Origin of the sequence: Alishewanella sp. WH16-1, from assembly GCF_001441695.1 — a bacterium.
GTDB classification, from domain to species: Bacteria; Pseudomonadota; Gammaproteobacteria; order Enterobacterales; family Alteromonadaceae; genus Alishewanella; species Alishewanella agri.
The window spans coordinates 31,205-56,734 of the sequence record NZ_LCWL01000145.1; the positions used below are offsets into that span (position 1 = coordinate 31,205).

21 protein-coding genes are annotated in these 25,530 nt (G+C 51.3%); 7 read left to right on the forward strand and 14 right to left on the reverse strand.

Features of this window, described 5'->3' with window-relative positions:
* The 4 genes from gspF to gspC are packed head-to-tail and all read right to left on the reverse strand — an operon-like array spanning position 1 to position 5,822.
* Positions 1-1,221: a type II secretion system inner membrane protein GspF gene (gspF, locus tag AAY72_RS15140; protein WP_057788641.1), complete on the reverse strand. Its 1,221-nt coding sequence runs from the start codon at positions 1,219-1,221 to the stop codon at positions 1-3.
* Positions 1,221-2,729: a type II secretion system ATPase GspE gene (gene gspE / locus AAY72_RS15145; RefSeq protein WP_057788723.1), complete on the reverse strand. Its 1,509-nt coding sequence runs from the start codon at positions 2,727-2,729 to the stop codon at positions 1,221-1,223. The genes gspF and gspE overlap by 1 nt, the downstream gene beginning before the upstream one ends.
* 11 nt (positions 2,730-2,740) lie before the next feature.
* Positions 2,741-4,840: a type II secretion system secretin GspD gene (gspD, locus tag AAY72_RS15150; protein WP_057788643.1), complete on the reverse strand. Its 2,100-nt coding sequence runs from the start codon at positions 4,838-4,840 to the stop codon at positions 2,741-2,743.
* Between the two features lie 28 nt (positions 4,841-4,868).
* Positions 4,869-5,822 (reverse strand): type II secretion system protein GspC, encoded by a 954-nt coding sequence (gene gspC / locus AAY72_RS15155; protein WP_057788645.1) that lies wholly within the window; start codon positions 5,820-5,822, stop codon positions 4,869-4,871.
* Positions 5,823-5,989: 167 nt separating this feature from the next.
* Between gspC and hslR the strand changes: the two genes are divergently transcribed.
* Positions 5,990-6,403 carry a ribosome-associated heat shock protein Hsp15 gene (hslR, locus tag AAY72_RS15160; RefSeq protein ID WP_057788647.1) on the forward strand — a complete coding sequence of 138 codons (414 nt, stop codon included), beginning with the start codon at positions 5,990-5,992 and terminating at the stop codon, positions 6,401-6,403.
* Between the two features lie 10 nt (positions 6,404-6,413).
* Positions 6,414-7,256 (forward strand): Hsp33 family molecular chaperone HslO, encoded by an 843-nt coding sequence (gene hslO / locus AAY72_RS15165; RefSeq protein ID WP_057788649.1) that lies wholly within the window; start codon positions 6,414-6,416, stop codon positions 7,254-7,256.
* Between the two features lie 112 nt (positions 7,257-7,368).
* Here the strand turns inward: hslO and AAY72_RS15170 are convergent, their stop codons facing one another.
* The 4 genes from AAY72_RS15170 to AAY72_RS15185 form a co-directional block, all read right to left on the reverse strand.
* Positions 7,369-11,112, reverse strand: coding sequence for a S8 family serine peptidase (locus AAY72_RS15170; protein WP_057788650.1), 3,744 nt, complete (start codon positions 11,110-11,112; stop codon positions 7,369-7,371).
* A 286-nt stretch (positions 11,113-11,398) separates the two neighbouring features.
* Entirely contained in the window at positions 11,399-12,706 is a 1,308-nt protein-coding gene (gene envZ / locus AAY72_RS15175; RefSeq protein WP_057788653.1) for a two-component system sensor histidine kinase EnvZ, read from the reverse strand.
* Positions 12,706-13,428, reverse strand: a complete 723-nt coding sequence (ompR, locus tag AAY72_RS15180; RefSeq protein ID WP_008985173.1) for a two-component system response regulator OmpR — start codon at positions 13,426-13,428, stop codon at positions 12,706-12,708. Before ompR ends, envZ begins: the two co-directional genes overlap by 1 nt.
* Positions 13,429-13,544: 116 nt before the next feature.
* Positions 13,545-13,760 (reverse strand): hypothetical protein, encoded by a 216-nt coding sequence (locus AAY72_RS15185; RefSeq protein WP_231728981.1) that lies wholly within the window; start codon positions 13,758-13,760, stop codon positions 13,545-13,547.
* A gap of 165 nt (positions 13,761-13,925) precedes the next feature.
* Between AAY72_RS15185 and greB the strand changes: the two genes are divergently transcribed.
* Positions 13,926-14,429 carry a transcription elongation factor GreB gene (greB, locus tag AAY72_RS15190; protein WP_057788657.1) on the forward strand — a complete coding sequence of 168 codons (504 nt, stop codon included), beginning with the start codon at positions 13,926-13,928 and terminating at the stop codon, positions 14,427-14,429.
* Between the two features lie 48 nt (positions 14,430-14,477).
* A complete protein-coding gene (locus AAY72_RS15195) occupies positions 14,478-16,799 on the forward strand; it encodes a Tex family protein (protein WP_057788659.1) in 2,322 nt (773 codons plus the stop codon).
* Between the two features lie 44 nt (positions 16,800-16,843).
* Here AAY72_RS15195 and AAY72_RS15200 read toward each other — a convergent pair whose 3' ends face one another.
* The 3 genes from AAY72_RS15200 to bioH form a co-directional block, all read right to left on the reverse strand.
* The gene (locus AAY72_RS15200; protein WP_057788660.1) at positions 16,844-17,719 is read right to left on the reverse strand and encodes a putative metalloprotease CJM1_0395 family protein; all 876 of its coding nucleotides are present in this window, start codon (positions 17,717-17,719) and stop codon (positions 16,844-16,846) included.
* A gap of 5 nt (positions 17,720-17,724) precedes the next feature.
* Positions 17,725-18,057, reverse strand: coding sequence for a hypothetical protein (locus tag AAY72_RS15205; protein ID WP_057788662.1), 333 nt, complete (start codon positions 18,055-18,057; stop codon positions 17,725-17,727).
* An 82-nt stretch (positions 18,058-18,139) separates the two neighbouring features.
* On the reverse strand, positions 18,140-18,895 hold the full coding sequence (gene bioH, locus AAY72_RS15210; RefSeq protein ID WP_057788725.1) for a pimeloyl-ACP methyl ester esterase BioH: 756 nt from the start codon (positions 18,893-18,895) through the stop codon (positions 18,140-18,142).
* Between the two features lie 29 nt (positions 18,896-18,924).
* Here bioH and AAY72_RS15215 point away from each other — a divergent pair, with 29 nt between their 5' ends.
* Entirely contained in the window at positions 18,925-19,644 is a 720-nt protein-coding gene (locus tag AAY72_RS15215) for a ComF family protein (protein ID WP_057788664.1), read from the forward strand.
* On the opposite strand, the gene AAY72_RS15220 is transcribed toward AAY72_RS15215, so the two are convergent.
* Positions 19,629-22,175: a M14 family zinc carboxypeptidase gene (locus AAY72_RS15220; RefSeq protein ID WP_057788666.1), complete on the reverse strand. Its 2,547-nt coding sequence runs from the start codon at positions 22,173-22,175 to the stop codon at positions 19,629-19,631. The two genes, AAY72_RS15215 and AAY72_RS15220, sit on opposite strands and share 16 nt — an antisense overlap.
* Positions 22,176-22,301: 126 nt before the next feature.
* Here AAY72_RS15220 and nfuA point away from each other — a divergent pair, with 126 nt between their 5' ends.
* Both nfuA and AAY72_RS15230 read left to right on the forward strand, forming a co-directional pair.
* Positions 22,302-22,880: a Fe-S biogenesis protein NfuA gene (nfuA, locus tag AAY72_RS15225; RefSeq protein WP_008985164.1), complete on the forward strand. Its 579-nt coding sequence runs from the start codon at positions 22,302-22,304 to the stop codon at positions 22,878-22,880.
* A gap of 99 nt (positions 22,881-22,979) precedes the next feature.
* A complete protein-coding gene (locus AAY72_RS15230; protein ID WP_057788667.1) occupies positions 22,980-23,987 on the forward strand; it encodes a polysaccharide deacetylase family protein in 1,008 nt (335 codons plus the stop codon).
* Here AAY72_RS15230 and AAY72_RS15235 read toward each other — a convergent pair.
* Both AAY72_RS15235 and cyoE read right to left on the reverse strand, forming a co-directional pair.
* The gene (locus tag AAY72_RS15235; protein ID WP_057788669.1) at positions 23,984-24,628 is read right to left on the reverse strand and encodes an SCO family protein; all 645 of its coding nucleotides are present in this window, start codon (positions 24,626-24,628) and stop codon (positions 23,984-23,986) included. The genes AAY72_RS15230 and AAY72_RS15235 overlap by 4 nt on opposite strands.
* Positions 24,618-25,529 (reverse strand): heme o synthase, encoded by a 912-nt coding sequence (cyoE, locus tag AAY72_RS15240; protein ID WP_057788671.1) that lies wholly within the window; start codon positions 25,527-25,529, stop codon positions 24,618-24,620. Before cyoE ends, AAY72_RS15235 begins: the two co-directional genes overlap by 11 nt.
* Position 25,530: the final 1 nt, after the last annotated feature.

Consider the following 25,530-nt stretch of genomic DNA (forward strand, 5'->3'; position numbering starts at 1 on the left):
TTAACCACCTACCATATTGTTTAACGCTAAAATCGGCTGCAGAATCGCTAAGACGATAAATAACACCATCCCGGCCATCACTGCGACTAATACTGGTTCAAACACTTTCAACGATACCTTAACCAGTGTTTCAAATTCTGTGTCCTGGGCATTGGCGGCCCGCTCTAACATTGCATCGAGCTGGCCACTTTTTTCACCGCTGGCAATCATATGCAGCATCATTGGTGGAAACAGTCGACTTTGCTCCAGTGCACTTTTTAACGAAGCCCCCTCTCGCACCCTGGCTGTTGCCTCTCCCAGCGCCTGCCGCATATAACTATTACTCAACACGTCTGAACTGATCCGCATCGCTTCCAATAGCGGCACTGCGCTGGCATTCAGAATACTTAAGGTGCGGGCAAAGCGGGCGGTATTTAAGCCTCTTGCGACCTTGCCAAACAGACCGCTGCGCAATACCAGCTGGTCCCAGCGCAAGCGCAATGCGGGTTTTTGCAGCGCCCGTTGCCAAAACACCAGCGCCAACAACAGAGCAATCAGAACTAAGACACCATATTGGCGTAAAAAATCGCTGGCGGCGATTAAGAATAGTGTTGAGCCGGGTAACGACTCGCCCATATGCTCAAACTGCACAACAATCTTCGGCACAACAGCAGCCAGTAGAATGCTGATCACCAATATTGCAAAACCGGTAAGGATTAACGGATACAGCATAGCTTGCAGGATCTGGCTGCGCATATATTGCCGCTGCTCGGTGTAATCGGCCAGGCGGTTCAGTACTTGCTCCAGATGCCCGGCTTTCTCACCTGCGGCAACCATTGAGCGGAATAAATGATCAAACACGTGGGGGAACTCTGCCAAACCTTCAGCCAGACTGTAGCCTTCCACGACCTTAGAACGAACAGCCATCAGCATATTTTTCAGCCGCGGTTTTTCACATTGCTCGGCCACCGCCAGAATGGCACTTTCGATCGGCAGAGCAGCTTCAACCAGCGTCGCTAATTGCCGGGTAATGAGCGCCAGCTCGGCAGCAGAAATACGCCGGCGCAACCACACCGACTGAGTGGCCAGGCGCTTTTCTTGTTGTGACGCCAGCTCTACGGCGAGCGGTGTTAGCTTACGTTCGCGCAGGATTTGCCGGGCATGCCGGGCATTATCTGCCTCTAACACACCTTTGTTTTTTTTCCCCTGACTATCCAGAGCCTGAAATTCAAAGGCTGCCATTACAGATCCTCACGGGTGACCCGTAATACTTCCTCCAGCGTGGTAAACCCCGCCAGCACCTTACTAAAGCCATCCGCTCTGATACTGGGGCACTGCGCACGGGCGTATTTTTCTATCGCCTGCTCACCCTTACCGTTGTGGATCATTTCGCGCATTTGTTCGTCTACCACGATCAGCTCGTGAATACCTGTCCGGCCACGATAGCCAGTATAATTACACTGCTCACAGCCCACCGCCCGATAAATCAGGCCACCCTCTTTCTTAGTGATCCCCAACAGGTGTCGCTCTTCCTTATCGGGTTCATGGGCGGCTTTGCAGTGCGGACACAGAGTTCTGACTAAACGTTGCGCCAGTACACCGAGCAAACTCGACGACAACAGAAAGGCTTCGACGCCCATATCTTCCAAGCGGGTTATTGCGCCGGCAGCGGTGTTGGTGTGTAAGGTCGATAACACCAGGTGGCCGGTTAAACTGGCCTGCACCGCAATTTGCGCGGTTTCCAGATCACGGATTTCACCAACCATCACCACGTCCGGGTCCTGACGCAGAATAGCCCGCAGGCCCCGGGCAAAAGTCATATTGACCTTAGTATTAACCTGCGTCTGGCCAATGCCTTCCAATTCATATTCGATTGGATCTTCGACCGTCAGAATATTGCGATCTTTAGTGTTAATCTCGGTCAGGCCGGCATACAAAGTGGTACTTTTACCGGAACCGGTAGGGCCAGTGACCAGAATAATGCCATGTGGCTTCAAAATCAGTTGCGAAAATTGCTGCTGGACGCCGCTGGTCATACCCAGATCGGCCAAATTCAGATGTGAATTATTTTTATCCAGTAAGCGCAGCACTACCCGCTCACCATGGCTGGATGGCATAGTCGAGACCCGCACATCGACGGCGCGACCGGCAATCCGCAGGCTGATCCGGCCGTCTTGCGGCACCCGCTTCTCGGCGATATCCAGCTTCGCCATCACCTTAATCCGCGATACCAGTAAGCTGGATAAGCGGCGATTCGGCCGCAGCACTTCCCGCAGCAAACCATCGACCCGAAAGCGGACGACAAGGGCCTTTTCAAAGGTTTCAACGTGGATATCCGAGGCACCAAGTTTAATGGCTTCACCGAGCATGGCATTGATCAGCTTAATAATCGGCGCATCATCTTCGTTTTCCAGCAGATCTTCGGTTTCCTGAATATCTTCTGCCAGCGATACCAGATCGACTTCGTTGCCGATATCTTCCATCAACTGCTGCGCTTCGCTGGAGTCACGCTGATAAGAGGCCTCTAACAGCGCCTCAAATGCCTGAGCCTCTAGCCGCTGTACCTGGAACGGCTCGGCGAGTAAACGCCGAACTTCCAGCAGTGCCTGTGCCGAGGTTGCCGGCTGAGTGTAAAGCATCCAGCCAGAGGCCTGCTGCTGTAACAACACACCAAAACGTTTGGCGAAGCCAAAAGGCAGGCGAATCCGCGGGCTCACCGGCTGAATCGGTTGCTCTGCACTCTCGCTCATTACACTGTCGATCATGGTTGCTGCTGCCCCTGCGGCTGCACCTGTTGCTCTTGCTGTTGCATAAACTCTTCAAAACTTGGCGGCAACTTCAGTGTATCGTCCCACTCCGGCAATACCGCCTGCGGCGTGTTTGGCATCAAACGGATACCTTCTTCGTCACGTTTCAGCTGTTCTGCCCGGATATAGTTATACTTTTGTTTACTAATACCACTGATGGCACTGCCGTCACGCACGATACTGGCTTTAATAAAGACCATCAGGTTACGCTTACGTTTGCTGACGCTGGTAGATTTAAACAAATGGCCCAATACCGGAATATCACCCAGCAATGGCACCTTAGATTCACTTTCCTGAACGTCCTCGTCAATCAGGCCACCCAGTACGATGGTCGCACCATCATCCGCCATCACTGTGGTTTTAATTTCACGCTTGTTGATCGTGATATCGACTGCGGTGGCACCGCCAATGCTGGAGACCTCCTGCTCGATCACCAGTTGTACCGCATCGCCTTCGTTAATTTGCGGTGTGACTTTTAACTTGATACCTACTTCCTGCCGCTGTACCTGCTGGAATGGGTTAGTATTGTCTGAGCCCAATGACGAGCCGGTAATGATTGGCACTTCCTGACCGACCAGGAAAATCGCTTCCTGGTTATCCATAGTGGTGATATGGGGTGTTGCCAAAACATTGGAATTGGTATTGGACCTGACTGCCTGCAATATTGCAGCCCAATTACCATTATAGAAACCTAACATAGCACCATTCAAACCGCTCAAAGCCTGGGCTAATAGGGTATAGTCACCCGGTGTATCCGGGACAGGCACTGTCGTACTAGGTACACCAGGAATCGTAGATTGCTCTACGCGATCCGGATTCCGTGTTGGTCTCGCGGCAGCGGCGCCAGTAGCGATATTCACAATAGGGATCACGTTACCTGTATTGAAATTGGTTCCACCACCCTTTTCGTTAATCCACTGCACACCAAAGTCTGTACCAGTGCCATCAAAGACCTCAACAATAATCGCCTCGACCAGAACCTGAGCGCGGCGGATATCTAACTGGCGCACCACTTCTTCCAGCGAACGCATCATATCCGGTTGGGCAGTAATCACTAAGGAGTTACTGTCCGGATGCGCTTCGATGCTAATCGCCCGGCCCGCATTGCGGCGCGGTGCTTGCTGACCTCCGGCCTGCTGCGCGCCCTGAGCTTCGGCAGCGATAGAGTCACTGACCCCTTTTAATACCGGCACCAAATCTTCTGCCTTGGCGTATTTGAGGTACATTACCCGGGTATTACCATTGGTTTGCAATTCGGCATCCAGACGACGGGCTAATTCGATGACCCGCTGCCGCGCCTGGGCTTCACCGCTGACGATCACGCTATTGGTGCGTTCGTCGGCGACAATCCGCGGCACCAGAAAATCAGGTTGCTCGCCCCGACTCTGACCACGGTAGATGCTTTCCAGGATACGAACAATTTCTGCCGCAGACGCAAAGTTAAGTTTTAAAATTTCCAGTTCCTGGTCGCCGGCTTTGTCTACGCGCTGGATAATATCTACCAAGCGGTTTACCAGGGCGGCCGGACCGGTCATCATAATGACGTTGGACGGGTCGTAGTTCACCACATGGCCGCCACCACCCTGATTAACAAACTGACGTAATAACGGCGCGAGTTCACGTACCGAGACATTGCGCACCGGAACGACCCGGGTCACCATCTCATCACCGTAACCCGGTGCGTCATCGCCGACCACCGGAATATTTGACGTTTTAGCGTCCTTGTCGCGTACTACCTTTAAAATACCACTGTCCATCTCGACAATTGCAAAGCCGTACACCTGTAATACGTTAAGGAAAAACTGGTAATACTGCTCTTCGGTCAGCATATCGTAGCTACGGACATTAATCCGGCCGCGCACCTGAGGATCAACGATAATGGTTTTTTTCAGGTTCATACCGACGATATTAATAAATTCATTAATATCGGTGCCTTTGAAATTCGGAGAGTAGCGGACTTCGTTGTCTGCCAGCACGCTGAAGCTAAGTAGTGCTGCCAGCAACAGGCTGGCCAGAGTACGCGGCTTCGCAACAGAGAGAAAAGCTGATTTCATGAGAGATTAACCAATTCTTATCGTTATATTACTGTGACAGACTAAACAGAATATCTCTGATTTCGCCATCGCGTTCAATCTTTAATGTCGCTTCGGTGGCTTCACGCAGATCATTAATTACCCGCATCGCCTGCTGCATATCATTCAGCGGTATACCATTGATCTCGATGGCCAGATCATTTTGCTGCAATCCCATCTGGGCAAAGACAGCTGCATCTTTACCAGGCATCAACCGATAACCCACCAACTGGCCATCACGCTGTACCGGTGAGACTCTGACATAATCGAAAAATTTCATTGGTTCAGCCAGAATTTCATCCCGTCTGGCCTGCACGTCAGGATTAATGACCCCACTGGCGATAGATTCAGCCAGCACGATAGGCTCTTCCACTGCAACCACATCACCTGGGTTGTCACTTTGACCCAAACCGGCATTCGCCTGGGCAATACGGGTAAATTCAACACCGTCCAGCATTAGGGTTTCAAAACGGCCATTTTGCTCTAGCAGAACGCGATCCTCTAATACCTGATGCAATTTAGCACGGGTACCGTCCAGCGTATCGCCGACTGCATAGGTCGCTTCGGCACCGCGATGCTCGATAATAGCGCTGCCGGCATCCGGCCGGTTAGGTACGGCAACCAGGCCAGTCAACTTAACATTTAATTGGGTTTTCGGCGCTTCGGTAATGGCGACAGTACTGGTAATGGCAACCGGCTCTGCCTGTAGGGTACCGAATAATGCGTGTTGTAGCAGGTCGTTAAGCTGAACGCCCGCCGCTCTGTTCGTCGTCAGACTGACTGACGTAATAGCCGGCAATGCTTGCTGCACCGGCAACGGCAACACCTGCCAGCTCAGACGCGCTAACATAAATGCTGCTAGTATCACCAGCAACCATTGCAAAGGTCTAATTAACGCCAATACCGGCAGCTGTTGTAATGAGATCCAGAATGCTGCCAATTTTGGCGATAAGGTAACGCTCATAGTTATAATCTTTATCTAAGCTTAAAAGCATCTTACTGAGGAACGCTAAGTACAACAAGCTTTGCTCAAGCCTTTTACAACAATCTAACGATAAAAAGCCCGGCAACTGTAAGCCAAAACGTACTTTTGCACTATAATGCAGGGTCTGGGCATATTACAGGAAGACTATGACAGTTTTAGCAACCCCTACACAGGGCTCGACAGTAGGTATTCGCCTCGATAAATGGCTATGGGCCTGCCGCTTCTACAAAACACGAGGCCTGGCCAAAGACATGATTGAAGGCGGTAAGGTGCATTATAACGGCCAGCGATGCAAGCCGAGTAAGGTGGTGGAACCCGGCGCGACGATCCGTTTGGCACAGGGTTCAGACGAAAAGATTGTCGTTGTATTGGCGCTCAGCGACAAACGGCTTGCTGCACCGCTGGCACAACAGTTGTATCAGGAAACCGCCGAAAGCCTGGCCGAACGGCAAAAACGCGCCGAGTTACGGAAAACCAACTCCCTGTATGCGCCCCATCCGGAAACGAAACCGGATAAAAAAGAACGCCGACAATTACTTTTATTAAAATCACAGCAGTGAGAACTTCAGCATGTCAGATGCATTAATCCGTTTTTTATTTCAGCAAAAGCATGTCCGGGGCGAGCTGGCCTATGTGCAGCAAAGCCTGAATCAAATGCTTGAACATCACCAATATCCGCTACCGGTGAAACAACTACTCGCTGAGTTAGTGGTTGCAACCAGTCTGCTTACCGCTACCCTGAAGTTTGAAGGCGAAATAGCAGTACAATTACAAGGCGATGGTCCGGTACGCTTTGCTGCGGTAAATGGTACTCACGCTCAGGCTTTCCGGGGCGTGGTTCGCTTGCAAGCCGAGCTGACGGGGGAAAGTTTTCGTGATCTGGTCGGTAACGGTTATCTGGTGGTGACCATTACGCCAAATCAAGGCGAGCGCTACCAGGGGATCATTCCGTTAACCGGCGATAGCCTAACCTCAACCCTGGAAGCTTATTTCGCGCAGTCAGAACAGCTACCGACCCGCTTATATATTTTCACCGACATCCAACAACATAACAGAGCTGCAGGCTTGATGTTGCAGGTGTTGCCGGTAGAGCAGGAAAAAGCGCGGCAGGATTTTGCGGACTTGGTGGTACTAAGCGACACCATCACTGCGGCAGAGTTGCTGGATCTGGAACCCGAGGTCGTGCTGCATCGACTGTTCCATCAGGAATCGGTCGAAGTATTTCCAGCGCAAGGTATTAGCTTTGTCTGCGGTTGCTCAAAGCAGAAATGTGAAGCAGCATTATTCAGTCTGGGCCGCGCCGTGGTAGCTGAGCAACTGGCGATGGGCGGTTTGGATATGGCCTGTGAGTACTGTAATGCGTCATACCACTTTAGCGCCGATGACTTGCAACTGATTCACGACCAGCTGTAACGCCTGCGCGTCCGTATAGTGCTGACCTTTTAGCGGCTGTAAAAAAACCACCGTTTCGCGGTGGTTTTTTGTTCTGCTACAGCCCACAGTAGTGAGCTGTATTACCGCCTAATTAGGCTTTAGTCCGGCGCCGTAACCACAGCAATGGTAATAGCAGCAGGCCTAACCAACCTGCACTACCACCACTTGATTTGTGCGTAAAGGTCACCTGACCAGTCGCTGTAGCCTGTAAACCTGCTGAGTCGCGAGCTGTCAAAGTAAAGCTTTGCGTACCTGCATCGGCTTTAGAGGGTGAACGTGTCAGGATAATCTGGCCATTTTGTACCGCAAACAGTGGGTTGCTGGACGTAACACCAACCAAGGTTGCCCCAGCTTCACGTACCTGAACCGAGACCGTACCTACGACAGTGCCAGCAGCAGTACCTGAAGCCAGACTGCTCATTGTAACTGTAGACGTCAGTACCGGCGTTTCATCAGGCACGTTATTAACTGCAACATTAATAGTTACCGGAGCTGACACCTGACCGCTGCTATCTAAAACAGCCACTTCAAAGCTTGCACCAGTCATGCCGGCTTCATAGTTTAGCGTTGCTCCGTCGGCGACCACGATACGGCCATCAGTCTCAACCCGAATGGCAGACGTAGAACTTGCCAGTACCACAAACTCGGTGATAGCCGTACGGAAATCCGCCGTCGCACCGATTTGACCGATGACCGTACCGGCAGCCGTATTTTCATTCACGTTGAAATTGCCATCTGCATGTACGACCGGTTGTGCCAATGGTGCAGCATAGTTTGCCACAGCAGCAGCTTCAGCCTGTGCAGATAACAGCACGAAACTGCGATTATCACCGGCAGGACGCTGCAGGTAAGCAGACTCACCCGGTGCCAACTCCGTCACGTTGTTATCATCTTCCGCCTCGTTAGCAGGACCTTGGTTATCCGCTAAAGAGCGGGTAAGTGTTACGGCCGGGGACGGTAACAAAGTCACCGCTGCAGTAACCTGATCCGCAGTCAGTGCCGGGTTATAACTTAAAGAGAACGAGTCAGGATTGGTCCGGAAACGCGCACTGATAGTACGACCAAGATCGGCAGCCGTTAAACCAACATGGTTAAAACAGGCTTCCAGTGTGACTTGTTTACTGCCAGAGAAATGTAACACGTCACCAAAGAAGCCGCTGGTGGTGTTATACACAGTATTAAACGACACCATTACACCCGGGCTGCCGGCATAGGCAGCACCCAACCGCGTCAGTAACAAGGTGTTCATGGTATGATTGTATACGCCGTCATTATTGGCATCGATATCAATTGCATAGTTGCCCTGTAGCAGATGCGTCACACCTTCTGCCAGATGAATCGTCGGATACAGTGCATAACCCGAAGTACAGAAGTCCGCTTCGGCAATATCAAAGGTCACGGCCCGGATATCGTGAATTGGGTTAATGGCTGGGTTAGCAACAGAAGTCGCAACTAGCGTTGAAGCGAACGGCTCAACTGGAATTGCCCCTACGTTGTTAACCTTAGTAGCAACTTGACCATTTACCATCTCACCAGATAGTTGCAGCTGACCAACTGCTTTTGGAATCAAATGATAAACCAGATGTAAATCATGGTCGCCGCTGGTGCTCGGATCGTTAAAGACCAGCGCACCGTCAAACTCCACCGCATCCATTTGTGTTGCTGCGTTCAGAGGTGCCCAGTAGACACCATTTGTCAGCACAAAATCAGGTAGCTTAGCCGGATCAACGGTCAGGGTTACATCAAATTGTACTGACTGATTTGCCGGTACCGTAACTGAAGCCGGGAAATTCCAGCTCAGCGCACCTGTGGCGGTCTTATCCGCATAACGGTCCTGCACACGCAGATTGTAAGTTTTATTGCTGCTACTAAAGTTTTTCAGCGTAACCGTTTTGGTCATACTGCTCACTTCGCTTAGCGATTGCAAACCAAAAGACAATGCTGCCTGGCCAGTATCAAACTGTGGCTCGTTAACCCAGGCCGCTACTGGCGAGTTAACTGCTTTTTCCACATCAACTAAGCCAGCACCAATTTGGCTGATTGAAGCCAGCTTGGCATTTGGATTGATAGCAATTGGCTCACGATGCACGGTTAAATTGGCAGTATTCATTAGGGTTGCTTTAACTTCCAGCGCGCTACGGTCTGGCAAGGCACCGCGAACCAGCGCCACGGCACCGGCAGTAATCGGACCGGAGAAGGAGGTACCATTAACCAGTGCCGAACCTGTTCCGGTACCAACGCGGGCAACATCGATGTCGACACCCGGTGCAGTAATTTCAGGCTTCAATAAGCCATCCATTGCCGGACCGCGAGAGGTAAAGTTAGCAATAGCACCGGCACCAGACTTGCCAACTGAACGAATCTCGTAACTGACTACATCACCCGCTTCCAGCTTAGCTTTAATGGCATCGCCGACTTCTTTGGTAATCATTACCGCCGGAATGGTCACTTCAGGATCAGCACCACCTGCAACAATCGGGGCTTCACCCGGGTTGCTGTTGGCAATAATCACAAATTCCGCACCACGTTGCTGAGCAACTTTAACTTTCTCAGTAAAGGCACAAGCACCGCGCGACACTAAAACCGCTTTACCAGTCAGGTCAACGTCTTCTGCTAAGGCTACACAGGCGGTGTATTCGCCAGGAATCACCACCAGTGGCGTGCTCGCTGAGCTATAATCTAAATTCAGAGTACGGTTAAAACCAGCGGCAACCATCACTACCGTTTCACCGTCAATGGTTGCTTCTTCAAATACACCGACTGCGGCTGCCGGATGCGTCATGGCGCCAACTGACAGCGCATTCGGCGTAGTACTGGGGCCACCCACACGGAACGGCACATTACCGTCGTTACCGGCTGAGATCACCATATTGGTACCCAGTGTAACAGCGCGCTGAATCAGGAATTGCGTACCTGACATGGTTTGAGTAGAACCAAACTGGCCACCTAATGACATATTGATAATATCAACGCGGTCTTCCAGGTTACCATCACCATTTGGATCCATGGCCGCTTCTAAAGCGCGCAATTGCGCCACACCAGGACAAGTGTTAGTACAGACGGTATAAGCATAAAACGCCACTTTCGGGGCAATACCGGCAACCGAGTGCGCTACCGAAGTACCGTGACCAGCACCTGCTAAACGGACATCATCAATAGGATTTGGGTCGTTGCGTAAGAAATCGTAACCACCGATCACCTGACCAATCGGCCAAGCCGGAGTGCTGGTTTGGTCTGATAAGGCTGCTGCATAAGCCTCGGCAGTGCCCGGACCACCTAAGGCAGCATGAGTATAATCGACACCGGAGTCCAGAATAGCAACTTTAATACCTTCACCAGTCGCTTTGCCTGATTCAACCGTTTGTACTGCGCGAATATATTCTGCGCTGTCGGCGACCATTGGCTTGCTGTCATAGATCGGTAGAATTTTGCTAACAGCAGCGCTTTGCCGCAGGGCATCTAGCGCCTGGGGTGATGCCGTCACAACTAAACCAGCAGCTAAATGTTTAGTCTGTAACAATACCTCTGCATCGGCATCTAAAGTACGCAGCTGATAACTCACTTCCCGTTGCAGGGTTTCCGTGGTTGCCACATTCTGTGCTGCCAGCTGTTGATTAAATACTTCGCCTTGTAAGGCATCGCTGGATGCCGGAGCATTTAACAAAATTAACCAGGCACTGGGTTGCTCAGTTTGCTCATCCAGACTAACCGCGACTTGATTGGTATAAATTTCGTGTACGCTTTGGCCGTGAGCGGCTCTGATTTGTTCAATACCGGCATGCGCAGCGCCGGAGATTGCCAGACCCACTGCGGAGGCTAGCATTGTTTTTTTCATATTCACCAAAGTGTTACTCCTTCAAAACTCTTATTGTTTTACCCGGGACAAGGGCTTATTTTTTTGAACGGCCGCTTTAAATCTGATGCTTCAGCATCGAACAGCCAGGGTCAGGATGAGAGCCTGAATCCCACTGAGACAAAGTCTCATTTCCTGTTTTTAACACAGCTTTGGCTAAAAGTGATACAGAAAAATCAGGTGACTGTAAAATTTAATGACACCAAGCAACACCAGGTGTAATTTAATTTTTACATTTGTGTAAGAGTGATGCAGCCTTGAGACTGGATTAAAGTTCAGTTTTTAGCGGTAAAGTTACAGTAACCACTAAACCACCCTGCGGATGATTATGCAGCTTCACTTCGCCACTGTGAGTACTGATAATCTTCTTGATAATCGCCAGGCCCAGACCAGAGCCGCCACTGCCCCTAGCCTCATCGCCCTGAACGAAGGGGGTGAACATTGCTTGCATCCGGTGCTCAGGAATACCAGGACCGTAGTCCCGCACTTGCAGATAAATACGTTTGCCGGCTTTATCAAAACCAGTACGGATCTCGATGTCACCTTCACTGTAGCGCAGGGCATTTTCCAGCAAATTATTCAACACCCGTTTTATCGCCAGACGCCGTAAGGCAATTACCGGCAAATCCGGATCAAAATGGGTAGCAATCTGCCGTTGTTGCACCTGTTCAGCTTGTACCACCTCATTTACCAGCTCGTTTAAACTTAACCACTGCGGTTCTTCCTGTTTATGGTGCCGCAAGTAATCAATAAATTGGTCAATAATGGCATTCATATCCTCAATATCATTGATAATGCCATCCCGGATCCAACTATCCTGCTCACTCATCATTTCAGAAGCCAACCGGATACGGGTTAGCGGTGTACGCAAGTCATGTGACACGCCAGCCATCAACAGTGCCCGATCTTGTTCCAGTTGTTTAATCCCCTGCGACATATAATTAAACGCCTTGGTTACCGCTAAAATTTCGGTTGCGCCTTCATGCTCTGGTAACGGCGGGGGAAATTCGCCATGCCCTACTTGCAATGCGGCTTGCTGTAGTTTTTGTAACGGTCGGTTTAAATGCCGCGCTAATGTCCAGCCACCCAGTACGCTAAGTGCACCAATCATCAGCAAATAAAAGGTTAACAGCGGGAAACTGGCTTCATCTAACCCCGCCAGCGGCACTCGCACCCAAAATTCAGACTCAGGCTGCGGTTTAACCCAAAACACGAAATTGTCAGTCTGTGAGATCCTGACTTCAGCCGAACGCTGCAGCGCATCAGAAAGTTGTTGCGAAAAGTAGCCATAGTAGGTTGCCTCAGCCAGGCCATGCTGCAGAGCTTCGGCTTCATCATAGAGCTTAACTCCGGTTTTCTGCTGCAGTTGCGCCGACAAGGCAGCGGCTAAGGGTGGTTCAAGTTCAGCAGGTAGAGCTAACTCCACTTGCTTGGCAATCAAATGACTAATTTGCTGTGTGCTGGGTTTGATGACATAAAATGCCACAGAAAGGTAAGATACAACCTGATTAATCAGTAACATAATACCGATTAAAAAAACTGTTTGCCCAAAAGCGCTACGCGGTAACAGCCTCATCAGCCAAGATTACCATCTGGTACAAACACATAGCCCAATCCCCAAACGGTTTGAATATACCGTGGATTGGCAGCATCATCTTCCAACATTCTTCTCAAGCGTGATACCTGGACATCAATGCTGCGTTCCATCGCTGAATAATCGCGACCTCGCGCCTGATTCATCAGTTTATCACGTGATAAGGGTTCTCTTGGATGACTGACTAAGACCTTTAGTACCGCATATTCACCACTGGTTAACGGCAGCTGCTGTTGCCCCCGGAACATTTCACGGGTTGCGAGATTGAAGCGAAAGGGACCAAATTCAATAATGCTTTCTTCCTGACTGGGTGCGCCGGGGGCTTCCTTGGTTTTACGCCGCAGTACGGCACGGATCCTGGCCAATAACTCCCGCGGATTAAATGGCTTGGGCAGATAATCATCAGCTCCCATTTCCAATCCGATAATCCGATCTACCTCGTCACCTTTGGCGGTTAGCATAATAATCGGAATTTCATTGTCCTGTTGCCGCAACTTTCGGCAAATCGATAAACCGTCCTCGCCGGGCAGCATTAAATCCAACACCAGCAAGTGAAAATGTTCCCGCTCCATCAACCGCTGCATCTGCTCATAATTGGCAACGCTGCGCACCTGATAGCCTTGTTCGACCAGGTAGCGCTCTAATAATGAACGTAGACGCAAGTCATCGTCGACGACCAGAATTTTGGTTGTTTCAGTGACCACAGCACTATCCTTATTCCTGATGATATTCAGGTCACTATAAACGAAAAAACCGCCGATGCATCACGCTGGCGGTATAAACAGTGTTACAAAATTTTTCAGCGTTAAGCGACCTAGGCTTATTGTTCAGCGGGTTCCTTTTTTAATGGCGGGTTCACCCAGTAAATCCGTGGGCTTAAGCTATTTTTCTTAGCTGCGGCTTCGACTTGATTAATATAGTTCTCATCGACCTGTGCCCGTGTGGTCTGGTGTGGTGTAGTACTACACCCGGTCACGACGAGTAGTGACAGTAAACCCCAAATTTTGTTGCGCATTTTCATCACAGTTTCTCTCATGCTGATCTACCCCGATTAAAGTTTAACCAGGTTCCGGCAAGACGCCAACGAAACTTGTTTGAATTTCAAACAGCAAAATCCAGTTACTGGCTAAAAAGCTTTACGCTGCGCCGGACTATAGCTGATAATCAGTCATAGCTTTAGGCGCAGGAATGTTAAACACCATTGAAACGCAGTAACAGTAAAACTCTGCTGATTACCCGCGAAGGCTACCAGCAACTGAAAGCAGAGCATGATGAGCTCTGGTTTAAAAAAAGGCCGGAGATCACCCGTATTGTCAGTTGGGCCGCCAGCCTTGGCGATCGCTCTGAGAATGCCGACTACACCTACAATAAGAGATTACTTCGGCAAATTGACAGTCGGCTGCGCTTTTTACGCAAACGGCTGGAGGAGCTGAATATTGTCGATTACTCACCACAGCAAGCCGGCCGGGTGTTCTTTGGCGCCTGGGTCGAATTGGAAGATGATGATGGCAATAGCCTGAAATTTCGCATTGTCGGCCCGGATGAAATCTACGGCCGCAAAGACTATATCTCGATCGACGCCCCTATGGCCCGCGCCTTACTGAAAAAACAGGTCGATGATGTGGCCACGGTTTCCACCCCAAATGGTCCGAAAGACTGGTACATTGTGGCTATCGACTATCCGCAGCCAATCCAGCCTAGTTAAGGCTTTAAACTCAATCGCTGCGCCAAACCGTTACAGGAATTTAGTGTTATGTCTATGCTGATTAATCAAATTGCTACTGAAATCGCCGCCCGCCCGGAGCAGGTTGCCGCGGCCATTGCCTTACTGGATGAAGGCGCCACTGTGCCTTTTATTGCCCGTTACCGTAAGGAAGTCACCGGCGCCCTGGACGACACCCAGCTGCGTACCCTGGATCAGCGCCTGAGCTATTTGCGAGAACTGGAAGAGCGGCGCCAGGTGATCCTAAACACTATCGCCGAGCAGGGCAAACTCACGCCCGAACTGGAACAACAAATTCGCGCCGCGGATAATAAAACCCGACTCGAAGATTTGTATTTACCCTACAAAACCAAAAGACGGACTAAGGGCCAATTGGCAATTGAAGCTGGCATTCAGCCACTGGCTCTGCTGTTGCTCTCAGAGCCAACACGGCAACCGGAACAGGAGGCCCTCGCCTACCTGAACGCTGAGGCCGGTTATGCCGATGTCAAAGCCGTATTAGAGGGCGCCAAATATATTCTGATGGAGCAATTCGCTGAAGACGCTGACTTGCTGGCCCGTTTGCGCGCCCATCTGAGTCAGCATGCCGTACTGCAAAGCCGGGTTATTGCCGGTAAGGAGCAGGAAGGTGCCAAGTTCAGCGACTACTTCGAACACAGCGAAGCACTGAAACAGGTGCCTTCGCACCGGGCGCTGGCCATGTTCCGGGGGCGCAACGAAGGCATACTTAACCTGCAGTTACTGCCTGAACTGAGTGAACAACCACACGCCGTCTGTGAACAAATGGTCGCTGAGCAATTTCAGATCCGGCAGTTGGACCGTCCTGCTGATGCCTTCCTGCGCACCGTTGTACAGTGGACCTGGAAGGTAAAACTACAGCTGCATCTGGAAAATGATTTATTGAGCGAACTGCGGGAACGGGCAGAAGCCGAGGCGATCAGGGTATTCGCCCGTAACCTGAAAGATTTGCTGATGGCGGCGCCAGCCGGCATGCGCCCGACTCTGGCGCTGGACCCGGGACTGCGTACCGGTGTAAAGGTCACGGCCATTGATGAAACCGGCAAGCTGTTAAATCACACCACCATCTACCCGCATGCGCCCCAGAATCAATGGGATAAATCCGTTCAGGTCCTGTCGGCCTTGTGCAAGGCCTACCAGATTGAGCTGATTGCCGTGGGTAATGGTACCGCATCGCGGGAGACCGATAAACTGGCTGCTGAGGTGATTAAGACGCTGCCCGGTCAGCGGATCAGCAAGGTAATGGTGTCCGAAGCCGGCGCCTCGGTGTATTCGGCATCGGAGTTGGCGGCGCTGGAATTTCCGCAGCTGGATGTATCATTGCGGGGCGCCGTCTCGATTGGTCGCCGCTTACAGGATCCATTGGCCGAGCTGGTAAAAATTGAACCTAAAGCCATTGGCGTTGGCCAGTATCAGCATGATGTTAACCAGAGCCTATTAACCAAATCGCTGGATGCGGTAGTAGAAGACTGCGTAAACGCCGTCGGCGTCGATTTGAATACCGCTTCAGCGGCATTACTGGCCCGGGTGGCAGGCCTGAACAAAACGCTGGCACAAAATATTGTGCAGTATCGCGATCAACATGGCCGCTTTACCAGCCGCAGCCAGTTGTTAAAGGTGCCGCGTCTGGGGCCGAAAGCCTATGAACAGGCCGCCGGCTTTTTACGCATTAATAACGGCACTAACCCACTGGATGCCTCAGGCGTGCACCCCGAAGCCTACCCACTGGTCGAGAAAATTGTTGCCGCGCATCAGAAAAGTGTCGAGCAGCTGATTGGCAACAGCAGCTTCCTGAAACAAATCGATGCCCGGCAATTTGTCGATGACCATTTTGGCTTACTGACTATCGCCGACATTCTAAAAGAGCTGGACAAGCCCGGTCGCGATCCAAGACCGGAATTCCAGATGGCCAACTTTAAAGACGGGGTGGAAACCCTGGCCGATCTCAAACCCGGCATGTTGCTGGAAGGGGTGGTTACTAACGTCACTAACTTTGGTGCCTTTGTTGATATCGGCGTGCATCAGGATGGCCTGGTCCATATCTCCTCGCTAGCCGATAAGTTTGTCAGCGATCCGCATCAGGTGGTCAAAGCCGGCGATATTGTGAAAGTGAAAGTATTGGAAGTCGATCAGGCCAGAAAACGTATCGCCCTGACCATGCGGATGGATGAGCAGGCTCGCAGCAATGGCGACAGTAATATTTCGACTGCCGGCAAGGGTCGGCCAGAGCGCAGCTCGGGCAGTAACAAAACCAGCCAGACGCCAAAACAGGAACAAGGCAGTGCGGCCATGGGTAATGCCCTAGCGGCGGCCTTAGCGAAATTTAAAAAGTAGGGTAAGTCTGCGCAGGAAAAACCGGAATTGCTGCTGCGGCTGGATTAAACCTGCAGCCGTAATGGCCGCTGTGCCGGTTCAGTTGCCAGCTGATAGAAATTTTCAATCACCTGGCTGCGTTTGGCCATCAGCGGCGGCAATTCCAGACGTTCACGTTGCGGTAATACAATAGCGGCGTCTGGGCTTGCGGTTCCCGCTACCTCAGTGTCCTGCAATTGTTGCTTATTATCGGTATCTGCTAGGCGCGTTTCGTTTTGCTGAGCTTGCGGTGCCTTACTGGCAATCAGCTCAGCTTGTGCTGCTATTAAACGCTGCTGCGCCGTACTGGCAACACTACGATCTGCCGCTGAGGGTTCTGCCGGTGCCAGGGCTGCTGCTTTAACCTGCTGCATTTTTTGAATGGTTGCAGCTGGATCGCCGGGTATCGGCGCTACATCAATCTGCACCTCGCCACCAACGGCATAGCGTTTGCCATCCGGACCTTGTTGATACTCATAACTTGGCGCACCGGCATAACGTCCACCCACTGTCGCGTGTGCCTGTTCATGAGTACGCACTTCCTGATCCCGGGCTTGTAACTCACGGATCTCACGCTGCTCAGCCTGTTGCTGCTGTTGTTCCTGCTCGGATTGCTGACGACGCTCCGGGCTATCCTCCCGCTCGCCACGTTCTCCCTGTTCACCACTAACCGCTTGTTGGGTTTCGGTTTCCTTACCGTTAGCATCGTACAAGGGTACGTTGGTATTGTTCGGCGCGCTACGCTGCCGATCATCTGTGCTTAACGGACGCTCGGCCGCGCCCTTTTCCAACTCTCTGATTGGCTCCACCGGTTCCCGGCGCAGCATTTCCCGCCGCGCCTGCTCCGTTGCCGGGTTCGCGGTGTTAATACTGACATTGGGATAGTAGGAGGTGATTTGCATCGACGCTACACCCGAATATCGATGATACTACCGAGCATTTCGTCTGCCGTGCGTAAACTACGAACATTAGCCTGTGCCGACAGTTCCTGCTGTTCTAAACGAACCAATGACTGAGTCACATCAGTTGCCGGTGCTGCTTGCTGTGGCCGCGCTGTCGCGTCAACTTGGGCCTGCTGATCCTGCGCGGCGTCAACTTGCTGCTGTTGCTGTTGCTGTTGCTGTTGCTGTTGGCGGTTTAGTGTAGTCTGCCGGTTAATATTTAGCGTTTCTTCGCTAATACCATTGGACGCCCGTTGTAAGCCTTGCAGGCCGGCGCCAAATGCAGATTGAATTTGCATAACCAAGCCCTCTTAGGAATTTGCTTATTAGAGTGCTTAATTATCGACCAGTTCCACCCAAAAGAAAAGCAATCCCGCCGTTTTATTGCACAACACTGCGTAACCAGCTGCAAAATTCAGCCGGATGTGAAATAAAAGGCGCATGCGATGCCTTCGGTAAGACAGTAAAACGGGCCTGCGGTTGTAATGCTTGCAGCATTTGCACCACCGACACAGGCACCAATGAATCGAGGCGACCATAACAACCAACTATCGGTAACGTCAGTTCCGCGAATGTCTGCCGCAGGTCAGTCTGCGCCAGCAAGGTTAGAGCCAGAGCTACAGCTTGTGCTTGCGGTGGCGGATAGGCTGCGATACTTTCCCGTAATTTCAAAATATCCTGCCTCGCGTGTTCTGAGCCCATTGCCTGAATCGCCAGAAACCGCTGAATCGTTTGTGGCAAATTCACCGTTAACGCAGTAGAGAATTGTTGCATAACCTCAGCGCGCATCCCTGGCCAGTCCGGCGTAGCAAGAAACTTCGGTGTAGCCGCAATCAGCGCCAACTGCCGCACTTGTTGCGGAAACGCAGCCGCCAGCGCAATCGCGATTAACCCACCCAGTGACCAGCCAAAAACATAACTTTGCTCGGGGATCTGCGCCGCCAACTGTCTAACGACTGCCGACAACTCGTAATCTGCCGGAAATTGCTGATTCTGGCCGAATCCGGGCAGATCAGGTGTCAGTATCCGGAAATCCGCAGCCAGTTGTTGTTTGATATCCGACCAAACCCCCTGATTAAGTCCCCAGCCATGCAATAACACTAGTGTCGGTTTGGGGTTCTGTTGCTGCTCTGCCATACTCATCTCATGTAAACGAAAGGTGAAAAATGAACCTTATAGAACTGTGCCGCCGGGCCTGGCAACAACTCTTACCGTCGCCATGTCTTTGGTGTAGTCTGCCTGTCCGGCAACATAATTTTATGCTCTGTGAGGCATGCCGTTCCGCACTGCCGGATTTCCCTTACGCGCTATGCCACTTCAATTTGCTATTTCTACCGGCCGTCAGTGCCGGGCTTGGTCAAACCGACTTTCAGCACCTGCTCAGCCTGAGTTGGTATCAGCAGCCATATCAATACTGGATCAGTCGCTGGAAATTCCAGCAGGACCCCTTTGCCGGTTTATTGTTACAACAAGAATTCAGCGCGCTATTACAGCGTTATCAGCAACAACATCCTTTGCCTGATGCCATAACCTATGTACCGATGGCCACCAGCAGAGAGCGGCAGCGTGGTTTTAATCAAGCGCGTTTACTTGCCGAGTCAGCGGCACGCACCCTGCAACTCCCGCTACTGCATTGTTTAGAACGCAGCCGTTTCACCCGGCCGCAACTGGGTTTAACCCGGCAGCAACGCCTGCTGAACTTGCAGCAGGCATTTCGTGTTACCACGGCGGCTCCCTTGCCGAAACACCTGGCGCTGGTTGACGATGTGGTGACGACCGGCAGTACCGCAAATCAACTCTGTCGGTTGTTAAAACGGCATGGCGTGCAGCAGATCAGCCTCTGGACTCTGGCTGTAACGCCTACCGAACATCACTCCTCAGTTTGACTACTGGCGCTAAAACCATGACTCAGATACATCGCATTAATCAGTAAACGACTGGAACCTTTGAAATAACCACGAAATACCGGATTATCCGTCATGCCAATAACCCGGCCCTGCCCCAGATTGTGTGCGACTAAAGCCGCCCCCTGGGCAATGCGAGGAAGATACTCGCCAGCGGTGTAACCCGCTAAATGTGGTTGAGCACTGTAGGTCGCGACATTGACAAAAGGCGCCTGACTCGGTTGCAGCAGCAGATTACTGTTTTTAAATACCGGTAACTCGCGGCGTGGAATACCGAACGTCAAGGGATGACTCAGATCCAATTCCGCACTAAAAATCGCCCCGGCAATACGTTGCTGACCGGCCAGTTGTTCTTTATCGGCGTAGCGCAACTCATTTTGTGGGATCAGCTTGTTCATCTCCTGTGCTGACCATACGCCGGCCTGCAACAGTTTGGCATCTACCAACCAGGCCGCTGCACGTTTTTGCCCCCAGAGTACACCACCTTGTTGCACCCACTGCCGCAGCTGCGTCACTTCCGCCTCTTTCCAGCCACGATAATCACCATCCGGCAGAATGATATGGGTATACCGGCTCAGGTTTAACCGCGACATCCGCTCCGGTTCGGCCAACGTAGGTGAAATACCTGCCAGACGCTCCAGGTTATACCAGAGTTCGCCTGCTTCTGTAGAGTTAACCTCAGGCCCGGCGACGACCAAGACCTGTGGCATTTTCACCGGGGTAAAATTATTACTACCCAGGTCACTACCACGGTTGGTCAGGCCGGTGGTCAGGGTATACACCGGCAGATTAAAACGCTCCTGTACTTTTTGTAACCGGAAAAACCAGTCTGGATGCTGCTGCAAGCCGGCTGGTACCACCATAGCACCCGCTTTAAAGCCACGACTACCTTGTGGCGTGGTGCCGGTAAAATCACCCAGGGCTGCCCGCACCACCAGCCCGTCAGCCAGCATCGCCTGCAACATCACCGGTGCCAGCTGATCCTGCCAATTTATGACATATGCATAACCACCGGCCTGCAGATTTTGACTGCGCACCCGCGGTTGTGGTTGCCAGGGCTGCTCAGAGGCTGCCCGGGCTGGTTCACGATTTACTTCAGTAAAGTCAATATTGTAGGCATAAGGCAAGGTCCAGGCCGACACATCGTAAAAGGTATTATCATTAAAGTTTTTATCGGTACTAAATGCCGCTTTTAATAACCGGTACTGGGTTTGTTGCAACGGCACATAATAACTCTGACCAGCACGGAAAGTACGTTGTTCATATTGCCAGTCAGAGGTTAACGGATAGACCGCAATCTGGTGCTGATTCAGCAACTGCAACAGCGACTCCAAACGACTGCGATCCTGGCTCTCGGTCAGAATATAACCTTTGGCACGTTCACCTTTCGCTTGCTGGGCTGCAGATTGGAAGAACTCCTGTTGATAACTGAGTAACGCCCGGCGATTCGCTACTGCACCTCGAATGGTTGATAAAGACGCATCAAATTGGTTTTTAATCGTTGCGGCAAAGGTCAATAAACCATTGATCGATTCCTGCACATGGCCGCGGCTGCTGGCCTGTTCAAACAGAATCCCGACGCTACCGGTAACATCAGGGTAAGTTGAGCCCTTACCGACATAAAAATCGTCAAAACTTTCTTCGGTGTAGTACAACTGGCCACGTTGATCAAAGGCTTCAGCATGGAAGCCCGCCAGAATTCTGGTCAGTTCGAAATTACGCTCCGGTGTCAGCGGATAATTACGGCTCGGGATCCCGGGCTGAAAAAAATAGCTGGAGTTGGTGCCCATTTCATGGAAATCACCGACAATATTCGGCTGCCATTTATGGAACTGGGCGATCCGGGCCTGACTCTCCGGATGCTGCAACAACAGCCAGTCGCGATTTAAATCAAACCAATAATGGTTTGGCCGGCCATTTGGCCACGGCTCAATATGTTCGCGGTGTTGCGGATCGGCAACCGGCATTTTGCCACGATGCATATTGGCCCAAAGCGCAAAACGATCATGGCCGTCCGGGTTTAAACTGGGCTGAATCAGAATAACGGCCTGCTGTAACCACTGCTGCACTTCCGGGTTATTGCTGGCGGTCAGGTAGTGCGCCAGCACCACTGCTGCATTGGCTGCACTGGGTTCATTGCCATGCACACCATAACCCAACCAAATCACCACCGGACTGTTATCGCTGACCGCAGCACTGCCCCGCACCTGGGCTAAGTGCTGGCTGCGAATTTGGTCCAGCCTGGCCAGATTTTCGGGTGATGACACCACCAATTGCAGTAAAGGCCGCTGTTCATGGCTGTACCCTATTACTTCCAACTGAGCGCGTTCAGACTGGCTGGCTAATTGTTCGAAGTAACGCTGAATCTGATCATGGCGGGCATGCCACTCTCCCACCTCAAAGCCAAACACTTGCTCTGGCGTGGGTACATTGGTCGCGACCGTTTCATTAAAATAGTTTGCCTGCGCTTGCCAAATGCTGCAAAGCAGGACAACAGCTAACAATTTTCTCATTAATACTCTCCCCGGATCCGCGGCTAAGTTAGCCAGAAACTGTTACAAAACTCAAGCAGGGCTGGCATCGCCGCGGTAGGAGGAGTATGATAGCAACATAACCTAGTAATTTAGTCAGGTACTACGATGATTACGATTTCAGAACAGGCTCAGGCACACTTTGCCAAACTGCTGGAGAAGCAACCGGCAGGCACTAACATCCGGGTATTCGTGGTCAATCCGGGCACGGCACAAGCGGAATGTGGCGTTTCTTACTGCCCGGCAGATGCCGTTGAGGATACTGACATCCGGTTAAACTTCACTGGCTTTGATGCCATCGTTGATGAAGAAAGCAAGCCGTTTTTATTGGACGCCGAAATCGACTTTGTGACCGATCAGATGGGTTCACAGCTGACATTAAAAGCGCCGAATGCCAAAGTACGCAAGGTGAGTGACAATGCCCCGCTGATGGAGCGCGTCCAGTATGTGATCGACAGTGAGATCAACCCGCAGCTGGCTAATCATGGCGGCCGGGTTAGTGTGATGGAAATTACCGATAGTGGCGTTGCCGTGCTGCAATTCGGTGGTGGTTGTAATGGCTGTTCACAAGTTGATCTGACCTTAAAAGAAGGGATCGAAAAAGAGTTGTTAAACCGCTTCAGCGGCGAGCTGGCCGGCGTGAAGGATATCACCGAGCATCAGCGTGGTGAGCACTCTTACTACTAAAAACCATCCTGCTTTTATGCTATAACTGCCCCGATAAACTGCACCTCTGACTAAGTTACCGGTCAGAGGTGTAATCAAACGCAATTCCGGGGTTAGCTTATGCGCGTGTTACTGCTCTGCTGTTTACTATTATTAAGTCTGCCTGCGTCAGCGGCTGTGATGTTAATTTATCACCACGTGGCAGAGGATACGCCAAGAGTCAGCTCCGTAACGGCTGCAGAGTTTCGTGGTCATCTGCAGTATCTGCGTGATAATCATTTCCAGGTCATAGGCCTCGACGTCCTGATAGACCAGCTCAAAAGTGGCAAACCGATTGCGGATAATGCAGTCGTCATTACCTTTGATGACAGCTACGAAAATAATTTTACAACCGCACATCCGATCCTGCAGGAGTTCGGTTATCCGTACACCATCTTTATCAGCCCGGGTGACATTGATAAAGGTGCCGGCCCGGTAATGAACTGGCAACAAATCAAACAAATGTCTGAAGATGGCGTGCTGGTCGCTAATCATGCGATGTGGCACGAGCATATGGCCCGACCTGAGCCCGGTGAATCCGAAGCAGACTGGTTAAAGCGGATGCGGCAAAGTATTCTGGATGCCGAGCGGCGGATCAAAGAAGAGACGGGCCAAAATCATCAGTGGCTGGCTTACCCCTATGGCGAGTTTAGCGCCAAGCTGGAGCAGCTGGTACAAGAGTTAGGCTTTATTGGTATCGGCCAGCAGTCCGGCGCCATTGGGCCTTTAACCAAACTGACCCGTATCCCGCGCTATCCGGCGGCCGGTCAGTATGCCGATTTAAAAGATCTGGCACAAAAGCTAAGGACTTTGGCCTTCCCGATCACGAATTATCTCGCAGCTGACCAGGTGATTAGCGCCAACCCGCCAACCTTACGCCTGCAACTTGATATCACCGATTTCCGTAAACAACAATTACGTTGTTTCGCTGGCGCTGAGGTCTTGGAGCCGGTCTGGTTAAATGACAATACTTTTGAAGTAAAAGCCAGTAAAGCGCTGAATCGCGGACGCAGCCGCTACAATTGCACCGCGCCCTCGCTTAGCAAAAAAGGTTACTTTTACTGGTATTCCCAGCCCTGGTTAAATTAGGGTTGATAGCCTAACTGCGCCAGCACCAGCGGAAAATCGGCCAGCAGCTGTTCGGTATCAATCACCGGCACCTGGCCGACCGCCAGGTCCGGTTTAAACATCGCGGCAATTTGTCCTTGCGGGTTTATCAGCACCACTGAAGCACTGTGATCAACCAGATAGTTGCCCTCAGCATTAGTATTGAGGGCATACATCAAACCGAGTTGCCGTACAAAAGGAAATAGCTGATCATGACCTGCGGTCAGACCCAGTACCGCCGGTTGCTGAAAATAATTAACATAATTATTGATTTGCTCTGGTGTATCCCGCTGCGGATCGACAGAAATAAACCATATCTTTAACGGCTCCCTAACCATGGCCGCCAGTTCAGGCTGTACCCCGGCCAATTTAGCCAATGTCAGCGGGCAGATATCCGGGCAATAGGTATAACCAACAAACGCCAGTGTCCACTGTTGATATAACTGTTCACGCCCGACTTGCTGACCGTGTTGATCGATCAATTGAAACTCAAGCAGATTACGGGCCTGCGGATACACCAGCGCCATTGCTGGCTCAGCCGGCTTTTGCCATAACAGATAGCTAAAACTCCCTGCCAATATTGCTGCTACCGCCAATAACAGATAAATCAACTTACGCCACATACAGAGCTAACACCTTAAAGTAATGGTCGACCAGTAATAACAGGAAGAGTACCATTAAATGCAGAATAGAAAACTTAAAGGTTGCCATTGCTGTCTCTGGCTCGGCAGCAAACTTCAGTTTCCAGGCATATTGCAAAAACCGCAGATTCAGCAAAGTACTTCCCAGCAAATAGATAGCTCCGGTCATACCCACGATATAAGGTAACAAGCATACCAGGCATAATAGCAAGGTATACAACAAGATAGCGCTCTTGGTAAATTCAATACCATGGGTGACTGGTAACATTGGCATATTCACCCTGGCATAATCATCCCGCCGGTGAATCGCTAACGCCCAGAAATGCGGCGGTGTCCAGGTAAAGATAATCATCACTAATAACAACGCATAGCCATGCAGCTCACCGGTTACGGCAGTCCAACCCAATAAGGGCGGCATGGCACCTGCTAAACCACCGATCACGATATTTTGTGGCGTAGCCCGCTTCAGAAACATGGTGTAGACCACGGCATAACCAAATAAGCTTAGTAGCGTTAACCAGGCAGTCAGTGGATTTACCGCCAGGTACAGCAAGGTAAAGCCCGAGGCGGCCAGACTGGTCGCAAAAATAATCGCTTGCTTACTGCTAATGCGACCCCGCGCTACCGGCCGGCTATGGGTGCGCGCCATTTTGGCATCAATCTGCTGATCGACAACATGATTTAACGCCGCCGCCGCCGCAGAAAGCAGGCCAATGCCAATAGTTGCGCTGAGTAGCAACGACCAGTCAGCTAACTGCTCACTCGCTAACACCATGCCTACCCAGGCCGTTAGTACTAATAACGCGACCACCTTTGGCTTGGTTAACTCCAGGTAATCACGCCAGCGCCGGCTAAACTGTCCTGTTAAAATTGCGGTTGCCATC

What these genes read in the sequence shown, in the direction of transcription:
- gspC (WP_057788645.1), bottom strand. Translation starts at nt 5,822, where the DNA reads ATGAGCGTTACCTTATCGCCAAAATTGGCAGCATTCTGGATCTCATTA.
- AAY72_RS15170 (WP_057788650.1), bottom strand. Translation starts at nt 11,112, where the DNA reads ATGAAAAAAACAATGCTAGCCTCCGCAGTGGGTCTGGCAATCTCCGGC.
- gspF (WP_057788641.1), bottom strand. Translation starts at nt 1,221, where the DNA reads ATGGCAGCCTTTGAATTTCAGGCTCTGGATAGTCAGGGGAAAAAAAAC.
- AAY72_RS15195 (WP_057788659.1), top strand. Translation starts at nt 14,478, where the DNA reads ATGTCTATGCTGATTAATCAAATTGCTACTGAAATCGCCGCCCGCCCG.
- bioH (WP_057788725.1), bottom strand. Translation starts at nt 18,895, where the DNA reads ATGGCAGAGCAGCAACAGAACCCCAAACCGACACTAGTGTTATTGCAT.
- AAY72_RS15230 (WP_057788667.1), top strand. Translation starts at nt 22,980, where the DNA reads ATGCGCGTGTTACTGCTCTGCTGTTTACTATTATTAAGTCTGCCTGCG.
- nfuA (WP_008985164.1), top strand. Translation starts at nt 22,302, where the DNA reads ATGATTACGATTTCAGAACAGGCTCAGGCACACTTTGCCAAACTGCTG.
- AAY72_RS15185 (WP_231728981.1), bottom strand. Translation starts at nt 13,760, where the DNA reads ATGAGAGAAACTGTGATGAAAATGCGCAACAAAATTTGGGGTTTACTG.
- envZ (WP_057788653.1), bottom strand. Translation starts at nt 12,706, where the DNA reads ATGAGGCTGTTACCGCGTAGCGCTTTTGGGCAAACAGTTTTTTTAATC.
- hslR (WP_057788647.1), top strand. Translation starts at nt 5,990, where the DNA reads ATGACAGTTTTAGCAACCCCTACACAGGGCTCGACAGTAGGTATTCGC.
- AAY72_RS15220 (WP_057788666.1), bottom strand. Translation starts at nt 22,175, where the DNA reads ATGAGAAAATTGTTAGCTGTTGTCCTGCTTTGCAGCATTTGGCAAGCG.
- gspD (WP_057788643.1), bottom strand. Translation starts at nt 4,840, where the DNA reads ATGAAATCAGCTTTTCTCTCTGTTGCGAAGCCGCGTACTCTGGCCAGC.
- AAY72_RS15235 (WP_057788669.1), bottom strand. Translation starts at nt 24,628, where the DNA reads ATGTGGCGTAAGTTGATTTATCTGTTATTGGCGGTAGCAGCAATATTG.
- gspE (WP_057788723.1), bottom strand. Translation starts at nt 2,729, where the DNA reads ATGAGCGAGAGTGCAGAGCAACCGATTCAGCCGGTGAGCCCGCGGATT.
- AAY72_RS15200 (WP_057788660.1), bottom strand. Translation starts at nt 17,719, where the DNA reads ATGCAAATCACCTCCTACTATCCCAATGTCAGTATTAACACCGCGAAC.
- cyoE (WP_057788671.1), bottom strand. Translation starts at nt 25,529, where the DNA reads ATGGCAACCGCAATTTTAACAGGACAGTTTAGCCGGCGCTGGCGTGAT.
- hslO (WP_057788649.1), top strand. Translation starts at nt 6,414, where the DNA reads ATGTCAGATGCATTAATCCGTTTTTTATTTCAGCAAAAGCATGTCCGG.
- AAY72_RS15205 (WP_057788662.1), bottom strand. Translation starts at nt 18,057, where the DNA reads ATGCAAATTCAATCTGCATTTGGCGCCGGCCTGCAAGGCTTACAACGG.
- AAY72_RS15215 (WP_057788664.1), top strand. Translation starts at nt 18,925, where the DNA reads ATGAACCTTATAGAACTGTGCCGCCGGGCCTGGCAACAACTCTTACCG.